Here is a 19,324-nt window from a genome sequence, read left to right on the forward strand (position 1 = left end):
ATTCCAAAACAGCAAAATTATTGTATAATGTTACTTTGAAGTTTTATTTTCAATGCACAAGTTTGCAATACTTTTTTCTATACTGCTTGCAATAGTTGCTTACTATTTAAACAACGAAGTTATATTTGAAATAGCAAAGCTATTTAGTGACATATTTGTTAGTTTGTTGAAATTAATAAGTTTACCTTTAGTTTTTCTATCTATAGTTTCCACAATTTCAGGACTCAAAGACTCAATTGAAATTAAAACCTTAGTTAAGAAAACACTATTTTATACGCTGCTTACAACTATTATAGCTGCGTTTGTTGCATTATCGTTTTATTTGTTAATAGATCCAGCAAGAAAAAATTTCATAAGTAATACAATAGGGAGTGTTAACAGCAATAACCACAGTTATTTTTCATATTTAAAATCACTCATTCCTTCTAATTTTGTGCAAGTCTTTCTTGAGAATAACATTATTGGTAGTATATTAATCGCTTTTTTGATGGGCGGAGCTATTATTTCACTTTCAAAAGAAAAGCAGGATATATTACATCAAATATTCTCTGCACTTTTTGATACACTACTTAAAATTGCTCAAGGGTTATTAAAATTTATTCCGCTTGCTGTTTGGTCTTTTATTACATGTTTTTTGCATGAATTAAAAGGTGGTAGCGAGTTCTACAATCTTTTATGGTATTTTGTTTGCATAATGTCTGCAAATTTTGTGCAGGCATTTCTGATCTTACCGCTACTTATGTGGTATAAAGGCATATCACCAATTCAAACGCTAAGGGGGGTTATGCCAGCGTTGACGCTCGCATTTTTCTCTAAATCATCCAGTGCAACATTGCCAACAACTATAGAATGTGTGCAGAACAAGCTAAAGGTGCCAAAGAAATTGTCGTCTTTTATTTTACCAATATGCACAACAATTAATATGAATGCATGTGCTGCATTTATACTAATCACTGTAATGTTTGTTGCAGAAATGAACGGATACGCATTTTCCTTGAGCGAAATGTTGATATGGATTTTTTTAGCTACAGGGGCTGCAATTGGTAACGCTGGAGTGCCTATGGGGTGCTATTTTATGGCAACCAGTTATCTCGTATCGATGAATGTTCCTTTGCATATTATGGGACTGATTTTGCCTATTTATACAATCATCGATATGTTTGAAACTGCAATAAATGTGTGGTCTGATATTTGCATAACTCAGATAATTAATAAAGAATGTAATAGTGAAACTTAAAAAATGATATTAGACGAAAATAACCTAATAATAAAAGAATTTAAAGAAGCAGAAGCAATTTTGCATGGGCATTTTGTTTTATCATCCGGACTGCATAGTGGCACATACATACAGTGTGCGAAGATTTTTGAAAATCCAAGCAGAGCCATGAAAGTTTGCGCATTATTAGCAGATAAAATAAAAAAAGAATTAAATAGCTCCATAGATTTAATATTATCTCCTGCAATTGGTGGAATAATTGTGGGTTATGAGATTGGCAGGCAGCTTGGAATAAAGACAATGTTTTGCGAGCGCGTTAATGGCAAGTTTGAATTACGCCGTGGATTTGAAATTAAAAAAGGTGAAAAAATATTACTTATTGAGGATGTGATAACCACAGGTAAATCTTCGCTTGAAGCAGTGGAATGTGCAGAAGGGGAAGGAGGTAAAGTTGTTGCTGAAGCTTCTTTGATAAAGAGAAATAGTGAAACGAAACTGCCTTTTCCTGTCATATCTTTGATTGAACTGAACATCAAAAACTACAGCGAGGAAGAACTTCCAAGTGAATTAAAACAACTACCCATAACAAAACCTGGGAGTAGAGAATATTTAACAAAGTAATCCTATAATATCTTGGAAGCACAGCACAGCTTTAGTTATTTACTCTAAGTGTATTTTATGTATACTTATTACTAAATTAATTTTGAAATGATAGAAAATGAACGAATTTAAATCGATCCGAAATATAGCAATAATCGCACACGTTGACCACGGGAAAACTACTTTACTCGATAACATGTTAAAACAAAGTGGCACGTTTCGTGAGAATCAAGAAGTTCAAGAGCGAGTTATGGATAGTGGCGACCAAGAACGTGAGCGCGGAATTACAATACTTGCAAAGTGCACATCAATAATGTGGGGCGATGAAAAGATCAATATTATTGATACGCCAGGGCACGCGGACTTTGGTGGGGAAGTGGAAAGGGTATTGTGCATGGCAGATGGTGTGTTGCTGCTGGTTGATGCTGCAGAAGGTCCAATGCCACAAACAAAATTTGTGCTCTCAAAAGCACTAAAAGCAAATTTGAAGCCAATTGTGATAATCAATAAGGTTGATCGACCAGACAGCAGAATTGATGAAGTACTAAATGAAATATATGAGTTATTTTTTAACCTTGATGCAACCAACGAGCAGCTAGATTTTCCAGTGTTGTATGCTTCAGGTAGAAATGGTTGGTGTGCTAAGGAGCTTTCTGATGAAAGAAAAGATTTAAGCCCATTATTTTCAACGGTTATAGATTATATAAAACCTTCTGTTTATGATCAAAATGCACCTTTTGCTATGTTGGTCACTCTACTTGAGTCTGATAAGTTTCTTGGCAGAATATTGACAGGAAAGGTTTATCAGGGTGTTGCACAAGTTAATTCAGATCTTAAGGTGCTTGACCTCGATGGCAAAGTAATTGAACGAGGAAGATTAACTAAGTTGCTCTCATTTTCTGGCTTGAAACGCATTCCAGTAGAACAAGCTGTGGCGGGAGACATAATTGCAATTGCAGGACTTGAGGAAGCTTCGGTTTCAGATACTATAGCAGCACCAGAAGTTACAACTGCAGTAAGCTCAACTCCAGTTGATCCGCCAACAATGGCGATTACTCTGAGCGTTAATGATTCACCTTTTGCTGGGCAAGAAGGTACAAAGCTTACTTCAACTGCTATAAAGGATCGTTTATATGCGGAAGCAGAAACAAATGTTGCAATTACTGTGACTTTGGCACCAAGCGGTGAAGCATTTGAAGTAGGTGGGCGTGGTGAGTTACAGCTTGGAGTGTTAATTGAAAATATGAGGAGAGAAGGTTTTGAGCTTTCGGTATCACGCCCTCGCGTGTTATTTAAAGAAGAAGGCGGTAAAAAACTTGAACCTATAGAGGAAGTAGTAATTGATGTAGATGATGAATATAGTGGAATCATCATGGAAAAACTCAGCTTCCGTAAAGGTGAAGTAACTGACATGAGACCTTCTGGTAATGGCAGGACAAGATTAACGTTTTTAGTGCCATCAAGAGGATTAATCGGTTATCAAGGAGAGTTTTTAACTGATTCTCGTGGCACAGGCATAATTAACCGTTTATTTCACAGTTATGCTCCACATAGAGGTCCAATTTCTGGAAGGCGCAATGGAGTTTTAATTTCTACAGATAAGGGTGAGGCTGTGGCATATGCAATTTTCAATTTGCAAGACAGGGGAATTATGTTTATTAAGCCACAGGATAAGGTATATTGTGGCATGGTTGTCGGCCAGCATAGCCGTGACAATGATTTGGAGATAAATGTGTTAAAGGGTAAGCAATTAACAAACGTAAGAGCTTCAGGTAGTGATGAAGCTATAAAGCTCACTCCACCAAAGATAATGACACTGGAGGATATGATAGCGTATATAGATGATGATGAATTGGTGGAAGTAACTCCAAAATCTATACGTTTACGCAAGAAATTCCTTGATCCAAATGAACGTAAGCGTGCAGGAAGGGCAAAGAATAAGGAGTAATCAGAGGTTGAACATTTGCGAAAAATAGTGTATAATTATTCGTCTCCTAATTGTATTTAATTATGGCCTTTTCGAAATTTCTCGATCCAAAAAACAATTTCGCGTTCAAGAGAATATTTGGCACTGAGAAAAATAAAGATATTCTCATTCACTTTCTCAATGATATATTGGGCTTCGCTGGCAAAGATGAAATAGAAGAAATAGAATTTCTCAGCACTATCATGGATGCTGAGATTGCCTCTAAAAAACAAAGTATTGTTGATGTTTTCTGTACTGATTCTGCTGGAACCCAGCTAATTATTGAAATGGTGCGACCTGAAAGTCTTAGGTCATATTGTTTAAAAGGAGAGGAATTCCTTCAGAAAGAAACTAAAAGAGTTCTAAAACTTATTAAACCAGATGTTTTGCCATCTGAGTCTACGCATCAGTGCGAATCGGGTAACCGGTTGGTGCCAAGCGATGCGGACAATGAACCTCCTCTTGAAAAAGAAGATGCTCAATCGTGAAAGGAGCATAAACTACAAGCATCATGTGGTTGGAGAGCTAGGCTTAGTGGTATGGTGAACGTAAGTGAAGCTTCATAAGTATCGTAACGATTAAAGAGCTAAAGATGCTGATAAGCTCCGACCAAAAGGTAATGTGACATTTTTCATTTCTGGATGTACGCAAATCACCGGTATAGAGAAGTCACCTAACCCACTGTTGTATGACAGAAGGAACAGGGTAAGCCTGTATTTCCGCCTATATGGCAAGCAAACCGCAAGGAACGCTGATGAAAATGCAGGTAAAGGATAATGGAGAAAGCGAATGCCATTTTGTAACGAAATGTATAGAATTTGTAACATTAATTCGCGTGAAAACGAGCAGATTTCCATTTGGTCCCTCGTGACAAGAAACTTTGTTAACCACTTGAGGTAGAGAAGCAGATGACCTTACCCACAGAAATGATGAAGAAATTAGGAATATTTTTTACAAAAAGGACAATACTAACAAAAGAACTTTATTCTATTTAGAATATAAAGTTACAATAAATTTTCCTGTCATCTCCAAATAAATTACATTAACTTAGTATTGTATATTGTTAATAACTTAAATAATACAACCATTTTCAGCAACAAAAACCAAAGGTCTTGAGATACAAGATATTTGTATGGTTACTATGATAGTTCCTTTTTTAAGAAAGTTTTAAATTTCATACCTAACAATAAACAACTTTAGGTTTAAATTTATGAAATCAGTTGTTATATACATCAGCAAATACGAATTTAACTGGTGTTATGGACTTAAATAAATTTACCGAAAAAGCAAAAAGTCTAATTCAAAGTGCTCAAATGAAAGCGTTGGGAGCTGGGCATCAGATTTTTATGCCTGAGCATTTACTAAAAGTGATGCTTGAAGATGAATCAGGTTTAGTTCAGGATTTGATAAACGCTTGTGGTGGAAGTGTGCAAAGTATTTCTGATGCTGTGGATAGCGCAATAAAAAAGTTGCCAGTAATTGAAGGTCCAGGAAGTGGTGGCCTTCAACTTTCAAGAGAAATAGCAAAAGTTTTTGAAGATTCAATTGGTATTGCAAGAAGAAATAAAGATTCATTTGTTGCTGTTGAGCGTTTACTACAGGGCCTCACTGCACAAAAAGATGATACTGTAGGCAAAATTCTGGCAGAGAATGGTGTGACTCTACAAAAACTGAACTCAGTTATTGCAGAAATGAGACAAGGCAGCAGTGCGGACTCGCCAAACAGTGAGGAAAAATTAAACGCGGCAAAGAAATATACAAAAGATGTTACAGAGCTTGCTATGCAAGGAAAGCTTGATCCTGTAATTGGTCGTGATGAAGAGATCAGAAGAACTATGCAGGTATCACTGAGGCGGACAAAAAATAATCCAGTGCTGATCGGTGAACCTGGTGTTGGAAAAACTGCAATAGTTGAGGGGCTTGCAAATAGAATTGTTGCAAACGATGTGCCACTTGGTTTGCATGATGCAAAGGTCTTAGCTTTGGATCTTGGAGCACTAATTGCTGGCACTAAGTTTAGAGGAGAGTTTGAGGAAAGGTTAAAAGCAGTGATTAATGAGATTTCGAGAGCGGAGGGAAAAATTATATTATTCATCGATGAATTGCACACTTTAGTTGGAGCAGGAGCAACAAGTGGTGCAATGGATGCCTCGAATCTGCTGAAGCCTGCTCTTGCGCGTGGAGAAATTCGCTGTATAGGAGCCACAACTTTAGATGAATATCGTCAGCATATAGAAAAAGATCCTGCACTTGCAAGGCGTTTTCAGCCTGTGTTTATCTCTCAACCAACTGAAACTGATACCATTTCAATACTCAGGGGTTTGAAGGAAAGATATGAGGTGCATCATGGTATAAGAATTACAGATGGTGCAATAATTGCTGCTGCAACGTTGTCCAATAGATATATAACAGATAGGTTTTTACCTGATAAAGCAATTGATTTGATTGATGAAGCAGCAAGCAGGGTGAGAATTGAAATGGATAGCAAGCCTGAAGTTATTGATGAACTTGAGAGAAAGGTTATACAGCTAAAGATTGAAGCAGAGGCTTTAAAAAAAGAAAGTGATGAAAATTCTAAACAGCGTTTAAAAAAGATAAATGAAGAGATCGAAAATCTAAACAGTAAATTTGCTGACTTGAACAGCAAATGGCAGATGGAAAAGAATAAAATAGCTAGAATACAAGAAACAGCCGAAAAATTAGATAACGCTAGAAAAGAGTTGGAATTAGTTCAGCGTAGTGGGAATTTGGGAAGAGCAGGAGAGCTGATGTATGGTGTGATTCCTCAGCTTGAGAATGAATTAAAAAATCAGGAAAAGGTTACTGATAGTTTCTTAAAGAAAGAAGTGACTGGAGATGATATTGCAAACATTGTTTCAAAGTGGACAGGAATTCCAGTTGATAACATGATGCACAGCGAAAAGGAAAAACTTCTCAACATGGAGAATGAAATAGGAAGAAGAGTAATAGGGCAGAAAGATGCAATAGAAGCGATAAGTAATGCAGTTAGGCGCTCCCGCTCTGGGGTGCAAGATACTAATCGACCTTTTGGTTCATTCTTATTCTTAGGCTCAACCGGGGTTGGTAAAACCGAACTTGCGAAAGCCTTAGCTGAATTTCTGTTTGACGATCAATCAGCGCTTCTGCGTTTTGATATGTCAGAATATATGGAAAAACATTCTGTTTCAAAGCTAATTGGCGCGCCTCCAGGGTATGTTGGCTATGAACAAGGTGGCAGATTAACTGAAGCGGTAAGAAGAAGGCCATATCAGGTTATTCTGTTTGATGAAATCGAGAAAGCAAATCCAGATATATTTAATCTATTGCTACAGATCTTGGATGAGGGGAGACTCACTGATAGTCATGGTAAATTAATTGATTTTCGCAACACCATACTGATTTTAACTTCTAACCTTGGCGCTGAGATAATGCTAAAAGGGAATGTTGATTCTGTAAGAAATGAAGTGATGCAAATAGTTAAATCAACATTTCGTCCAGAATTTTTAAACAGGCTGGATGAAATTATTATATTTCACAGTTTAACCAGAGATGACATCTATAAAATTATAGATGTTCAATTTTCTTATTTACAAAAAACACTTGCTAAGCGTAAACTGAGTATAAGTTTGTCGCAGGAAGCTAAAGAACTAATAGCACAAACTGGCTATGACCCTGAATATGGAGCAAGGCCCTTAAAAAGAGTTATACAAGAGTGTATTCAAAATAATTTAGCTAAATTAGTTTTATCAGGGGAAGTAGTAGAAAATGATGAGCTAATAGTGTACGCTCTTGATAATGAAATCTTAGTTAAAAAGGTTTAAGTTCACTGTGTATTTTTGTTAAAAAAAATGTGTATAGATCATAATGTTGACACTGAGTCTTTATTTAAGCTAGCTGATCAAGAAAATCAGCAAGATAAAGAAAAAATTAAAAAATTCATTAAGTATTTTTATAGTTTTGTTTATAAAAGCGACCTAAAAGCCAATGATAAGTTTTTGCTATATATTGTAAACGATGCTTACAATTTTGTTTCTCAAAAAGAGAAAGATGAAAGTAAGTTAGTAGTAAGCAATATAGATGATATACCAGGAATAGAAGGCGATTTTACCACGATTAAGATAACAAACGATGATATGCCATTTTTGGTTGATTCTGTTATTGCAACTATTAAATCGCACAATTTAACCATATGCTATTACAGCAACAGCATAATTAACATTAAAAGAAAAGATGGCCTAATAGACGAGATTTACTCTTTGGAAGAAAGCAATGGAGTCAAAGAGTCAGTCATATATGTAATTATCAAAGGTATAAGTGACAGCTTTGTTGATACATTAAAAGAATCTCTACAGAAAACGCTGAAAGCGGTTAATTGCGTTGTGAAAGATTGGCACTTAATGCTCAAGAAACTTGATGAGGCAAGTCTTTCTGTCATCCCAGTACTTGATACTGGGATCCAGGAAAAGGACACGTGGATTCCAGTGTCACGCACTGGAATGACACCAGACCGAAATCAAGAGCAAAAAGATTTTCTAGTTTGGTTAAAGAATAATAACTTCGTATTTCTAGGTTATCAAGAATATATTGCTGGTAAAGATGAAAAACTCGTCTGTGACAGCAAAAAGGACCTTGGCCTGATGAGAGTAGGTCAAAGTACGTTGATTCCTTCTGCAAACCTTGATTCCCTATACATATTGAGATCAGATCTAATCTCAATAGTCCATCGGCGTACATACATGAATTGTATAGGAGTAAAAGAATTTGATGACCAGGGTAATGTGGTAAAGGAACGGCGTTTTTTCGGGCTATTTACTTCTGTAGCGGAGGTCCAAGATATTAGAACTATTCCAATAATAAGAGATAAAGTTAAAGTTATAGAAAAAAGTGCAGGGTTTGTAACCGGGGGCCACAATAACAAAGCTCTAATTTATATTTTACAAGTATTCTCATGTGATGAATTGTTCCAGTCTAATGAGAAAGAATTATTTCAAATTTGTACTTCTATTATGTCCCTTGCAATAAGACCAAGAGTCAAGTTATGCTTAAGAAGTAAGGGAGCGTTTACTAGTTGTATAGTGCTGATACCGATGCGTTATGCTAGCTCCAGGCTAATGCTCAAGATAAGCAATATATTGAAGGATGAGATAAATGCAGAAAGTTCAGATATTTATAACCACCACATTATAAACGAATATGACTTAATGAAATTGCACGTGGTGCTAAAGGCTAAAAACGCTAGTATTCCTGATGATGAAGTTTTGCGTATCGAAAACAAATTAAGGAACATTACGGAAAAATGGGAAGATCGTTTTATAGACAATTTATATAATACTTTTAGCACTGTTGAGGATATATTCATCCGTTATTGCAAGGCATTTCCAATAAGCTATCAAGAGAGTTTTGAACCTCATGACGCATATTACGATATGAAAAAATTGGAGATAGTGAGGAAAAAAAGAGTTAGCGAGGTCGATTTAAGACTTACTCGTGACAATCTTAATTATCAATTAAAGGTTTACACTTCGAGCAATGGAGGTCTTGAATTATCGAAGATATTAAGAATTACTAAGAATTTGGGAGCTAAGATTCTATCTCATAATGGCTATTACATAGAAATTAACGGCGGAATATGGATACACCATTTTGTGTTGTCAAGAGTCGATGAATTAATAGACAACATTACTCTAAAAGAGCAATTTGAAATAACACTTGCGAAAGTGTTTAGCAAGGAAATTAAAAATGACTATTTCAATAGTTTGATCATTATTGCTGGGCTCAAGTGGAAAGAAGTGCTTCTGGTTAGAGCGTTAAGTGCTTACCTAAAGCAGACGTCATTTAACTACAATCCAGAATATATCCAAAAGGTAGTCTCAGAGCATCCAAAAATAGTAAAGTATTTGATACAACTATTTCATGCAAGATTTGATCCTAACATAGACATTGATAGAGCAGAAACTACGGACATTGTCAGAGAAAAAATTGAGGAACTTCTAAAAGAGATCAGCAATGTTTCACATGATTACGTTTTGCGCTCGATATTTAACTTGATAATGGCTACTTTAAGGACCAGTTATTATCAAGACGATAAACCATATTTATCTACAAAATTTGACTCAAGTAAAATAAATGGTTTACCTGATCCTCGTCCGTATCGTGAATTGTATATTTATTCAAACCTTTTTGAGGGGATACATCTAAGAGGAGGGAAATTAGCCCGTGGTGGCTTAAGGTGGTCGGATAGGACGGAAGATTTTCGCACTGAAGTTTTGGGGCTCATGAAAGCTCAGATGACAAAAAATGCGGTTATTGTCCCTGTTGGTGCAAAGGGTGGGTTTGTAATAAAGCAAGCTTATAAAGATAAGAATATTTTAAGAGAGAAAAGTGTTGAGTGCTATAAGAGTTTCATTAGAGGAATGCTTGATATTACTGATAATGTAGTTGATGGTAAAATAATTCCACCAAAGGATGTGATTAGGTATGATGAAGACGATCCATACTTGGTGGTTGCGGCAGATAAAGGCACTGCTTCATTTTCTGATTATGCCAACCAAATAGCCTCTGAGTATAATTTTTGGCTTGGTGATGCATTTGCATCTGGTGGATCAGCAGGTTATGACCACAAAAAGATGGGTATCACAGCAAGAGGTGCATGGATTGCAGCACAGAGGCATTTTTGGAAAATGAATAAGGATATTTACCAAGATGTAACTGTAATTGGGATTGGAGATATGGCTGGCGATCTATTTGGAAACGGTATGCTGCTTTCAAAAAATATACATTTAATCGGCGCATTTAACCATATGCATATTTTTGTTGACCCAAACCCTGATGCAGAAAAGAGTTTCACAGAGCGTAAACGTCTCTTTGAGTTACCATTTTCAACCTGGATGGATTATAACAAAGATTTGATCTCTCAGGGTGGAGGAGTATTTGAGCGTAGCAGTAAGCAAGTAAACATTTCTCAAGAAATAAAAAAGTGCTTTGATATAACAGAAGATATGCTACCTCCAAGTGATTTGATTAGATATCTGTTGAAAGCAAAAGTGGACTTCATATGGAATGGAGGAATCGGCACGTTTGTTAAGGCAAAGAGTGAAAATCATAGCATGGTCGGTGACAAAGCAAACGATGAGTTAAGAGTGAATGGTAAAGATATTAGAGCTTCTATGTTTATAGAGGGTGGAAATCTTGGTTGTACACAGTTTGGAAGAATAGAATATGCTGAAAAAGGTGGATATATCAATGCAGACTTTGTTGATAATTCAGCCGGAGTGATATGTTCGGACCTTGAAGTTAACATTAAGATTGCATTTGTTTCAGCTATGAAAGCAGGGGGTATTTCTTTAGAAAAAAGGAATGAAATACTGGCAAGTATGGTGGATGAAGTTGCATCCAAAGTGCTTGAGAACCACAACAAAATTGAAACAAAAGCATTACTTCTTGAGTGTTTGCAAGCTAAAGAGAGATTGGAGCAGCACCACAGGTTACTGCTCAGTTTAGAAAAATCTGGGCTGTTAAACCGAAGCGTAGAATTTCTTCCAACTGAAGAAGAGATAGCAAGGATGTTAACTGGTGCAGAAGGTTTCAGTTCTCCTCAGCTCTCTGTTCTAATGTCTTATGCTAGAACAGCAATAAAAAATGAAATTATACATTCCGATCTGTCTGAAAAAGATCTTATATCTCATGACTACTTGCTAGGTTATTTTCCTAAAAAGATGGTAACAAAGTTTAAGGATTTCATATTAAAACACCAACTTCGTAGAGAAATTATCTCTACTTGCATTGCAAATGATGTAGTGAATAGAATGGGCTGTATATTCATCAATAATTTGGCTGAGAACACTGGAATTAAGATACAAGAAGCGGTTAACATATATATTGTTGTTAACCACCTGTATGATTTAAACAGCCTGTGGCAGAAAATTGATGAATTGGATGGAAAAATTGATGTTAACTCATACTTACAAATAGTGAGGAACGTGCAGAAATTTATTGGCAGAGTATCATTTTGGCTAGTGAAAAATCTTGGCAAGCTTAGCTTTGTAGAATTGGATGATGTTACAAAATTTAAAGATGCAATTGAAACTTTAGGCCAGAACTTAACTGATGTTTTAGATGAACACCTATTAAAGATCTATAGCCATGGATCAACTTCTTTAGTAGAACTTAATATAAATAAAGATCTAGCAAAAAAAGTTGCTGATCTATGCGTTCTTACTTATGCACTGGACATTATATCTGTTGCTGAACAGACATCTTTGTCCATTCTTGATGCTGGTAAAATATACTTTGAGTTAAAGTCGCTGTTAAGATTCGATCTGATTAGAACAATTGCCATCAAGATGAAAAGCCGCTCTTCTTATTGGGATCGCAGCTTAGTTAATGATTTATTGGACGATTTAAGCAATTACCATCACAAGCTAGCTGTTAAAGTCATAAAAGCTACTGATAACCCCGAAGATAAGGTTCAAACCTGGGCTTGTGATGATAAGGACTACATAGAACGTTATAATAGTTTTTTAGATGAGATGGTTGCTTCTAAACTTGATTTAAGCAAATTAATATTTATAATCAGAAGGATTAAAGTACTTGCTTCATAGGAAAATGTTCAATATAGGTCTTTCAGAAATTTTAGTTGTAGCTTTAGTGAGCATAATTGTTCTTGATAAAAATAAGGTACCTGTATTTATTGATTTTATTAAGACTATATATAGGTATTTTACAATTGTAAGGTTAAAAGCCAGAAGGTTATTGAAGGATGCCGGAATTGAAGACTTATATAAAGAGTGTAATACTGAGAAAGTAAATTACATAGTTGGTAAAAATGGTAAGCTTTATCCTACTTACGATATAGATAATACATCTAAAGATAATGACAGCGAAGATTCTGGTAGTAGATGATGTACTATCTAATGTCAAGCTTTTAGAAGCTCGACTAAAAGCAGAGTACTATACGGTTATCGTAGCTCATGATGGTGAAGAAGCTATAGATTTAGTAGCAAAGCAGCAGCCTGATATTATATTACTTGATATCATGATGCCAAAGATGAATGGCTTTGAAGTTTGTAAGGAGCTAAAGAGTGATCCCTTGACAACCCATATTCCAATAATTATGGTAACTGCGCTGCATGATACTCATGATAGAGTGCAAGGTATTAATGCTGGCGCGGATGATTTTCTGACTAAACCAATAAACAAAACTGCTTTATCTGCACGAATTAAGTCTCTCACACGCTTAAAGATGATTATCGATGAATTGCGTTTGAGAGGAGAAACTAACGCTGAGATTGGTGGAGTCGCAGGAAACAGTATTATGGATTATTCCAATCAGATTTTTGATGCTAACATACTTGTTATAGATGAGGATGTTCATCAAGCAGAGCAGATATATAATATATTAAAGCAACGCTTTAGGTCAATTAAAATACTGAGTGATCCAATAGAAGCATTGAAGGTTGGTATTGAGAATGGTTACGACCTGATCATTTCTGATATGCAATTTTCAAAAACTGACGGCTTGCGTTTGTGTTCTGAGTTTCGTAGTAAGGTGGAAACACGTTATACACCAATTCTGATTCTTTCTGAGGATTATGATAAAAACAATTTAGTAAAAGCACTTGATGTAGGTGCTAATGATTATTTAACAGTACCTTTGGATGAGGGTGAGTTAATAGCAAGGGTTAATTCGCAAGTGAAACGCAAAAGATATCAAGATGCCTTGAGAATGAATTTATTTAATAATGCGGAAATGTCTATAAAGGACCCATTAACTAACTGTTATAATAGAAGATATTTTGATGCACACTTAAGAAACATTGTTAAGGACTCTGTGGAAAAGGATAGAAGGTTGTCTCTTATGATACTTGATATAGACTATTTTAAGATGGTGAATGACAGTTTTGGGCATAGTGCTGGAGATGAACTTTTAAAGCAAATACAGAGAAGAATTTCTGAAAATATTAGAGTGACAGATTTGTTAGCTAGATTTGGTGGTGAGGAATTTGTTGTTGTAATGCCAGATACCGATACATCAGATGCGTATACTATTGCGGAAAGAATACGCAAAATTATTGCTAAAAAACCTTTTATACTTGCGGATAAAAATACAACCCACGATGTAACTGTGAGCATTGGAATTGCAGAAATGCAAGAATCTGACCTTGACAATATTAAAGAATTTATAGTACGTGCCGACAAATATTTATATAAAGCAAAAAACAGTGGTAGAAATAGAGTGGTTACTGGCTATAGCTAAAGTGGCTTAAGTTTGCCGACAACCGTCATTCCGCTACTAGTTAGCGGAATCTATGCTGAGATACCGCGAATGAATCGCGGTATGACGGTTCGCGGCAGCATGACGATAAGGTTTATACCTTGTCATTCCAGTGCTTGACACTGGAATCCAGTTTTCCATATAATCTCATCGAAAACGTTGTAACCACTTTCCATGCTAGTTTGCTTGTTCACAAGCAAATTTTTCTGGATCCCAGTGGGCTTTGTTGCATCGCTAGCTATGATGGATAAAGATAAAAAAGGTAGAGAATATCAGTAGCTTATTATTCTGGTATTTATAACAAGAACGGTCAGTGAATACCTAAATTTGAGTAAAAGAAATTTCACTACCACTCACTAATCCGGCTAAAATTCAAGAATTTCAATGCTTTAGCTATTTTCAATAGAATTAAATTTATTAATATAAATAATAAATTACTATTCTTAAATTTGATCAGATTGATTGCAAAAAAACAAGATTTTCAATAGGTTGCTTATAATCCTAACTATAGTTAGCCTTTCATAAGTAGCGATGCAACAAAGCCATCCCAGTGTCTGGGCACTGGGATGACATCATAGGGGCGCTGGGATGACATCATAGGGGCGCTGGGATGACACCCTGACAACCGTCGTCCCGCTGCTTGTTAGCTGGATCTATGCTAAGAGATACCGTGAATAAATCACGGTATGACGGTTCGCGGTGGCATGACGATAAGTTCGTCATCCCGCTACTTGTTAGCTGGATCTATGCTAAGAGATACCGCGAATGAATCGCGGTATGACGTAGGACTGCTAAGATTAAAGCGACAACATGAGGTTTCTCAGCTCTGGAAATTTCACGTTTAACTGCAAAAATAGATACTTATTTAAAAAATATCCTGTGACTTTCAGTCCTAACCGAAATTCTTGGAATGAGTAGCTGTTTTGTAGGGTATTATTGTATACATCATGCAACATTTGTGGAAAAGGTAGGAGTTTATCTGCATAATAATCTCCTACTTTTTTTGACACTGCTCTACCAGTTTTTGGAGAAATAAATTGTAAATTTTCCTTAACACCTGTTACAGCGCATTTGGATAAGTCTAACTTGAATCCCAATTGCGTAAGAAGCAGAAGCTCTAAGTTAAGATAATGGCTTTGCCAAGACTGATTGTTGTGTTTAATTACATCGATGAAATATCGAAAATTGTCATACAGCACGGCACAGGGTTCACTTTCTGGAAGCACTTTTTCTAAAATAGAGGAGAAAGAAACAATAGTAATGCTTTTTAACCTATCTTGAAAGAAATGATGGAATGGAGATTCGATTAATTCGCACTTAAAAAAACCTAGATTTTCAGGTAACTTAGCACTCCATTCTGCATGTAATAGATTACTTATCTGAAACTTATAATTGCTATTGTTTGTTAGCTTAGTTAATCCCCTGCGCTTTCCATGATTTTTTGTAAACAGAGAAAGAATTAAGTTTTTATCGCCGTATTTTTTAGCAGCTATAATGATGCCTTCATCTTTCCATCTCATTTAGAGTGTATTGACCGTATGATATATAGGATAGTGCACCTAGAGCGTGTAATCCATAAAAATCACTTACTCCGTTACTGTTTGCTTCCAAAGTTTCAAGGCTATGAGAGAGTAAGTTATTGGCTGCCACTCTTCTTCCTGAGCCTGATGCATTTCATACTGAGCTTTTGGTTTGCTAAATAATTGTTTGAATGATTTTAGTAACATTACTTTTCCTCGTCTGAAATTTTGGATAATTCAGCTTCTAATTCTTCTATCGTCGGTAAAGCTGTTTTTATGTTCTCTGGTAGATTTTCAGTTATTCGATATTCTGCTAGCCCTATTGGCTTGTTCATGTCTCGGAGTGTATATTTAGCAAGTACATCGTCTTTAGATTTACATAAGATTAACCCTATAGAAGGTTGATCTGTCGAGTGCTTCAGTAAATCATCAACTGCAGAAAGATAAAAATTCATTTTACCAGCATATTCCGGCTTAAAATCCTTATCTTTTAGTTCAATCACTACGAAGCAACGTAACTTTAAATGATAGAATAATAAATCAATATAAAAGTCTTTATTACCAACATCTAAATGAAATTGTCTACCAACAAATGCAAATCCTTCACCGAGTTCTAACAGAAATTTTTCCATATGCCCTACGAGTCCTTTTTCTACTTCTCTTTCATGAGCATCCTTACCTATACTTAAAAAATCAAAAATATACGGATCTTTTAATGTGTAATGTGCTAGATCGGATTGTGGAGATGGTAATTTTTCTTTAAAATTAGTTATTGCTTTTCCTTGACGTTTATGTAGTCCAAGTTCTATCTGCATCACCATAATGTTACGTATGTTCAATAGCTTTTTTTACATAAAATAATCTTATTTCATGACTTTCTATTTTTTCCAAAAGAGTGATATTGTGATACCAAGTTAATTGTGCAAGAGGCTCCTGCACAAATTCAACATCAGGATATTCTTCGGCAAACTTACGCATATACTTCAGATTTCTCGTGCTAAAGCCTTTCATTTCTGGAAATGTACTTCTCAAATCCTTACTTAATTGATCAATTACCTTAGCTCCCCAGCCGTGTTCTCTTTGCCGTTTTAAGATTTCTGTTCCAATATAATGGTAGAGCAAGATAAGCTTACTATTTACTGCAAGCGCTGCCTTATAACGGCTTGTTGCAATACGATCTTTCAACTGCTCTAAAAATTCTGTATATTCTTTTCCTATAATTTTTGTCATACGGTTCCTTTTAATCCATTATACAATTCTTTGTCTGTCGAGAAGGCAATCTTTCGCTTGCCTGCAACTTTGAAGGGATTCCTTATTTACTTCAAACTTGTCCATCAACTAAAATATATTGACTTTACATGCAATATTAGCTTTAAACCAGTAAAACAAGCTGCTTAACATATGCGTTTTTTCTATTCTAATTACATTCTTTTTTTATCTTCATGTGGTTTTCTGCTTTTTTCGTTACCTTCAACAAAAGCCCAAACGAATGATACGTCAGTTGTTTCTATACCACAAAGGAAAAAAGAAACAGTTGGGCACACTGTTGTAGCACAACCGAGGCAAATTATCGAAATGCAAGAAGAAGTCATTATTAACGAGGGTAAAGAATTTATTCCTGTTCCAAAAAGAAAAAAAAGTGTAGAGAAGAAACTAAGAAGGGATGTTAAAGAGGCAAAGAATGAAATAGGAAACGAAAAAAGCGTTGAGAGCAAAAAGGATGAATTAGTTGTAACAGAAATTATTAACTCTATAAGAGACAAACTTACAAAATGCTGGAGCATTCCTGAAAGCATAGCTTACAAAGAAAATTTTAGTATAAAAATCAACTTATTATTATCCAGTCAAGGTGAGATAATTATGGCCGATATAGCAGACAGTAGTTCCTATCGAGATAATCCACTTTTCAGGTCGATAGCAGATAACGCAATGCGTGCAGTATATAAATGTAGCCCATTAACCGGCTTGCCTATTCAGCACCACCACATTTGGCGTGAAGTAACACTAGACTTTATTCTATAGCTAAAGTAATTGCAGCTGCATGAATGTTGTGAACGTCACATTTCACACGAAAATGTAATTCAATGATGGAATTGCGTACAAAATAGATTCCAGATACAAGTGTCATGCTACTTGGGTAACATCCTTCCTAGTGGACTAAAATCACAATATTCGTACAGTTATGGAATGAACCGCGGTATGACGTAGGAAGATCTGAGCAAACTTTCAATCAGAAACAGCCAAAGATCTCTCTAAGATGTCAGTTTCTTTTGTATCTTCAACTTTACCGTCCTGGTCGAATGAAATTTGCAGAGACTTACTACTATACTTCCTTTTTCCTAAAAAATTGGCTTGTTTAATTTTATATGAGACATAGTACCAAACATTGTCATCGAACTTTGATACTAATGTTGGTGATCCTAAAGTGTGAACCACTTTTTCTTTATCGTCACCTACTTTTATCTTGCTCCACAATTCAACACTAATGCCAGGAGCTCCGTGATTGTGAATAGTGTGAGTGCAGCTCACTGTAAATAATAAAATAAAAGATATTAATACTCGCATTTCTGTTGATAAATTACTTGAAGCTATAATACACTAATAAATTATCTGCCGTCAAATTTCAAAAAAGTTAAATTGACTGATTCTCAATATCACTTAATATAATATTTACTTTAGAAAATAATAGGTGTCTTATGTCATTGTTAGAAGCAGATCCAATATACAAACCTTTTAATTACCCTTGGGCGTATGATGCGTGGCTGCAGCAACAAAGAATCCATTGGATACCTGAAGAAGTTCCGCTCGCTGATGACGTGAAGGATTGGAAAACTAAACTTTCAAGTGTAGAAAAAAATCTACTAACCCAGATCTTTAGATTTTTTACTCAGGCAGACATTGAAGTAAATAACTGCTACATGAGGCATTATTCAAATATATTTAAGCCAACAGAAATATGCATGATGCTTGCAAGCTTTTCCAATATGGAAACCATACACATTGCAGCTTATTCTTATCTTTTAGACACAATTGGCATGCCAGAAAGTGAGTATCAAGCATTTTTAAAGTATGATGCTATGAGAAAGAAATATGAATATATGTTGGAATTCGAGGAAAGCAAAAAACACGATAAAAAACATGTAGCTAAAACTCTAGCAGTGTTTGGTGCATTCACTGAAGGGTTGCAGTTATTTGCATCATTTGCAATTTTGCTCAATTTCCAACGTTTTGGAAAAATGAAAGGAATGGGGCAGATAATCGCCTGGTCAGCCCGTGATGAAACTTTGCACACCAATTCAATTATCATGTTATTTAATACATTTATTAAAGAGAATAATGAAATTTGGGACAACGAGTTTAAAGAGGAATTATATTCTGCATGTCGCACCATCGTTGAACTTGAGGACGAATTCATAAAGCTTGCCTTTGATTTAGGAGATGTTGAAGGACTATCCGCAGAAGAAGTGCGCAATTACATACGCTACGTAGCAAACAGACGGTTAATGCAATTAGGTCTTGAGTCCATATATGATGTCAATGATAATCCTATTCCGTGGCTTGATGAAATACTAAATGGCGTGGAACATACGAATTTCTTTGAAAATAGAGTAACAGAGTATAGCCGTGCAGCAACTCAAGGCACATGGGAGGAGGCTTTTACTGAAAACGACACGAATAATAAGTGAGTGCTAATTTCACTCTTCTTTGTCATTCCAGTGTCAGCTACTTTCATTACACCATTTGCTGTG

At 35.6% G+C, this 19,324-nt stretch carries 12 protein-coding genes and 2 pseudogenes; 10 read left to right on the forward strand and 4 right to left on the reverse strand.

Annotated elements, in window-relative coordinates:
* Positions 1-52: 52 nt before the first annotated feature.
* From WHA_RS00990 to WHA_RS01025, 8 genes and pseudogenes are all read left to right on the forward strand, one after another.
* Positions 53-1,237 carry a dicarboxylate/amino acid:cation symporter gene (locus WHA_RS00990; protein WP_015588880.1) on the forward strand — a complete coding sequence of 395 codons (1,185 nt, stop codon included), beginning with the start codon at positions 53-55 and terminating at the stop codon, positions 1,235-1,237.
* A gap of 3 nt (positions 1,238-1,240) precedes the next feature.
* On the forward strand, positions 1,241-1,837 hold the full coding sequence (gene pyrE, locus WHA_RS00995) for an orotate phosphoribosyltransferase (protein WP_015588881.1): 597 nt from the start codon (positions 1,241-1,243) through the stop codon (positions 1,835-1,837).
* A 97-nt stretch (positions 1,838-1,934) separates the two neighbouring features.
* Positions 1,935-3,764 (forward strand): translational GTPase TypA, encoded by a 1,830-nt coding sequence (typA, locus tag WHA_RS01000; RefSeq protein WP_015588882.1) that lies wholly within the window; start codon positions 1,935-1,937, stop codon positions 3,762-3,764.
* Positions 3,765-3,826: 62 nt separating this feature from the next.
* A pseudogene (locus tag WHA_RS07275) lies at positions 3,827-4,072 on the forward strand (PD-(D/E)XK nuclease family transposase); the annotation flags it as partial.
* Between the two features lie 969 nt (positions 4,073-5,041).
* On the forward strand, positions 5,042-7,603 hold the full coding sequence (clpB, locus tag WHA_RS01010) for an ATP-dependent chaperone ClpB (protein WP_015588884.1): 2,562 nt from the start codon (positions 5,042-5,044) through the stop codon (positions 7,601-7,603).
* Between the two features lie 27 nt (positions 7,604-7,630).
* Complete coding sequence (locus WHA_RS01015) at positions 7,631-12,382, forward strand: NAD-glutamate dehydrogenase (protein WP_015588885.1); 4,752 nt, start codon at positions 7,631-7,633, stop codon at positions 12,380-12,382.
* Positions 12,383-12,386: 4 nt separating this feature from the next.
* Positions 12,387-12,683 (forward strand): Sec-independent protein translocase subunit TatB, encoded by a 297-nt coding sequence (gene tatB, locus WHA_RS01020; protein ID WP_010082258.1) that lies wholly within the window; start codon positions 12,387-12,389, stop codon positions 12,681-12,683.
* The gene (locus tag WHA_RS01025) at positions 12,655-14,037 is read left to right on the forward strand and encodes a PleD family two-component system response regulator (protein WP_015588886.1); all 1,383 of its coding nucleotides are present in this window, start codon (positions 12,655-12,657) and stop codon (positions 14,035-14,037) included. Before tatB ends, WHA_RS01025 begins: the two co-directional genes overlap by 29 nt.
* 815 nt (positions 14,038-14,852) lie before the next feature.
* Here the strand turns inward: WHA_RS01025 and recO are convergent.
* The 3 genes and pseudogenes from recO to WHA_RS07330 all read right to left on the reverse strand — a co-directional run bounded on the left by recO (position 14,853) and on the right by WHA_RS07330 (position 16,805).
* Positions 14,853-15,575 (reverse strand): DNA repair protein RecO, encoded by a 723-nt coding sequence (gene recO, locus WHA_RS01030; protein WP_015588887.1) that lies wholly within the window; start codon positions 15,573-15,575, stop codon positions 14,853-14,855.
* Complete coding sequence (locus WHA_RS06850) at positions 15,559-15,705, reverse strand: hypothetical protein (protein WP_007548499.1); 147 nt, start codon at positions 15,703-15,705, stop codon at positions 15,559-15,561. Before WHA_RS06850 ends, recO begins: the two co-directional genes overlap by 17 nt.
* Before the next feature lie 76 nt (positions 15,706-15,781).
* A pseudogene (locus WHA_RS07330) lies at positions 15,782-16,805 on the reverse strand (PDDEXK nuclease domain-containing protein).
* 171 nt (positions 16,806-16,976) lie between these two features.
* Between WHA_RS07330 and WHA_RS01040 the strand changes: the two are divergent.
* On the forward strand, positions 16,977-17,597 hold the full coding sequence (locus tag WHA_RS01040; protein ID WP_015588888.1) for a hypothetical protein: 621 nt from the start codon (positions 16,977-16,979) through the stop codon (positions 17,595-17,597).
* Positions 17,598-17,801: 204 nt separating this feature from the next.
* Here the strand turns inward: WHA_RS01040 and WHA_RS01045 are convergent, their stop codons facing one another.
* Positions 17,802-18,140 carry an outer membrane protein assembly factor BamE gene (locus WHA_RS01045; protein ID WP_006279908.1) on the reverse strand — a complete coding sequence of 113 codons (339 nt, stop codon included), beginning with the start codon at positions 18,138-18,140 and terminating at the stop codon, positions 17,802-17,804.
* A gap of 131 nt (positions 18,141-18,271) precedes the next feature.
* On the opposite strand from WHA_RS01045, the gene WHA_RS01050 reads away from it, so the two are divergent.
* Positions 18,272-19,261: a ribonucleotide-diphosphate reductase subunit beta gene (locus tag WHA_RS01050; RefSeq protein ID WP_006280119.1), complete on the forward strand. Its 990-nt coding sequence runs from the start codon at positions 18,272-18,274 to the stop codon at positions 19,259-19,261.
* Positions 19,262-19,324: the final 63 nt, after the last annotated feature.

It is taken from the genome of Wolbachia endosymbiont of Drosophila simulans wHa (genome assembly GCF_000376605.1).
Taxonomy (GTDB): Bacteria; Pseudomonadota; Alphaproteobacteria; order Rickettsiales; family Anaplasmataceae; genus Wolbachia; species Wolbachia pipientis.

Coding starts and splice junctions, on each gene's coding strand:
- WHA_RS01050 (WP_006280119.1), top strand. CDS start 18,272: ATGTCATTGTTAGAAGCAGATCCAATATACAAACCTTTTAATTACCCT.
- WHA_RS01025 (WP_015588886.1), top strand. CDS start 12,655: ATGACAGCGAAGATTCTGGTAGTAGATGATGTACTATCTAATGTCAAG.
- clpB (WP_015588884.1), top strand. CDS start 5,042: ATGGACTTAAATAAATTTACCGAAAAAGCAAAAAGTCTAATTCAAAGT.
- WHA_RS01040 (WP_015588888.1), top strand. CDS start 16,977: ATGCGTTTTTTCTATTCTAATTACATTCTTTTTTTATCTTCATGTGGT.
- pyrE (WP_015588881.1), top strand. CDS start 1,241: ATGATATTAGACGAAAATAACCTAATAATAAAAGAATTTAAAGAAGCA.
- WHA_RS01045 (WP_006279908.1), bottom strand. CDS start 18,140: ATGCGAGTATTAATATCTTTTATTTTATTATTTACAGTGAGCTGCACT.
- WHA_RS00990 (WP_015588880.1), top strand. CDS start 53: ATGCACAAGTTTGCAATACTTTTTTCTATACTGCTTGCAATAGTTGCT.
- WHA_RS01015 (WP_015588885.1), top strand. CDS start 7,631: ATGTGTATAGATCATAATGTTGACACTGAGTCTTTATTTAAGCTAGCT.
- recO (WP_015588887.1), bottom strand. CDS start 15,575: ATGAGATGGAAAGATGAAGGCATCATTATAGCTGCTAAAAAATACGGC.
- typA (WP_015588882.1), top strand. CDS start 1,935: ATGAACGAATTTAAATCGATCCGAAATATAGCAATAATCGCACACGTT.
- tatB (WP_010082258.1), top strand. CDS start 12,387: ATGTTCAATATAGGTCTTTCAGAAATTTTAGTTGTAGCTTTAGTGAGC.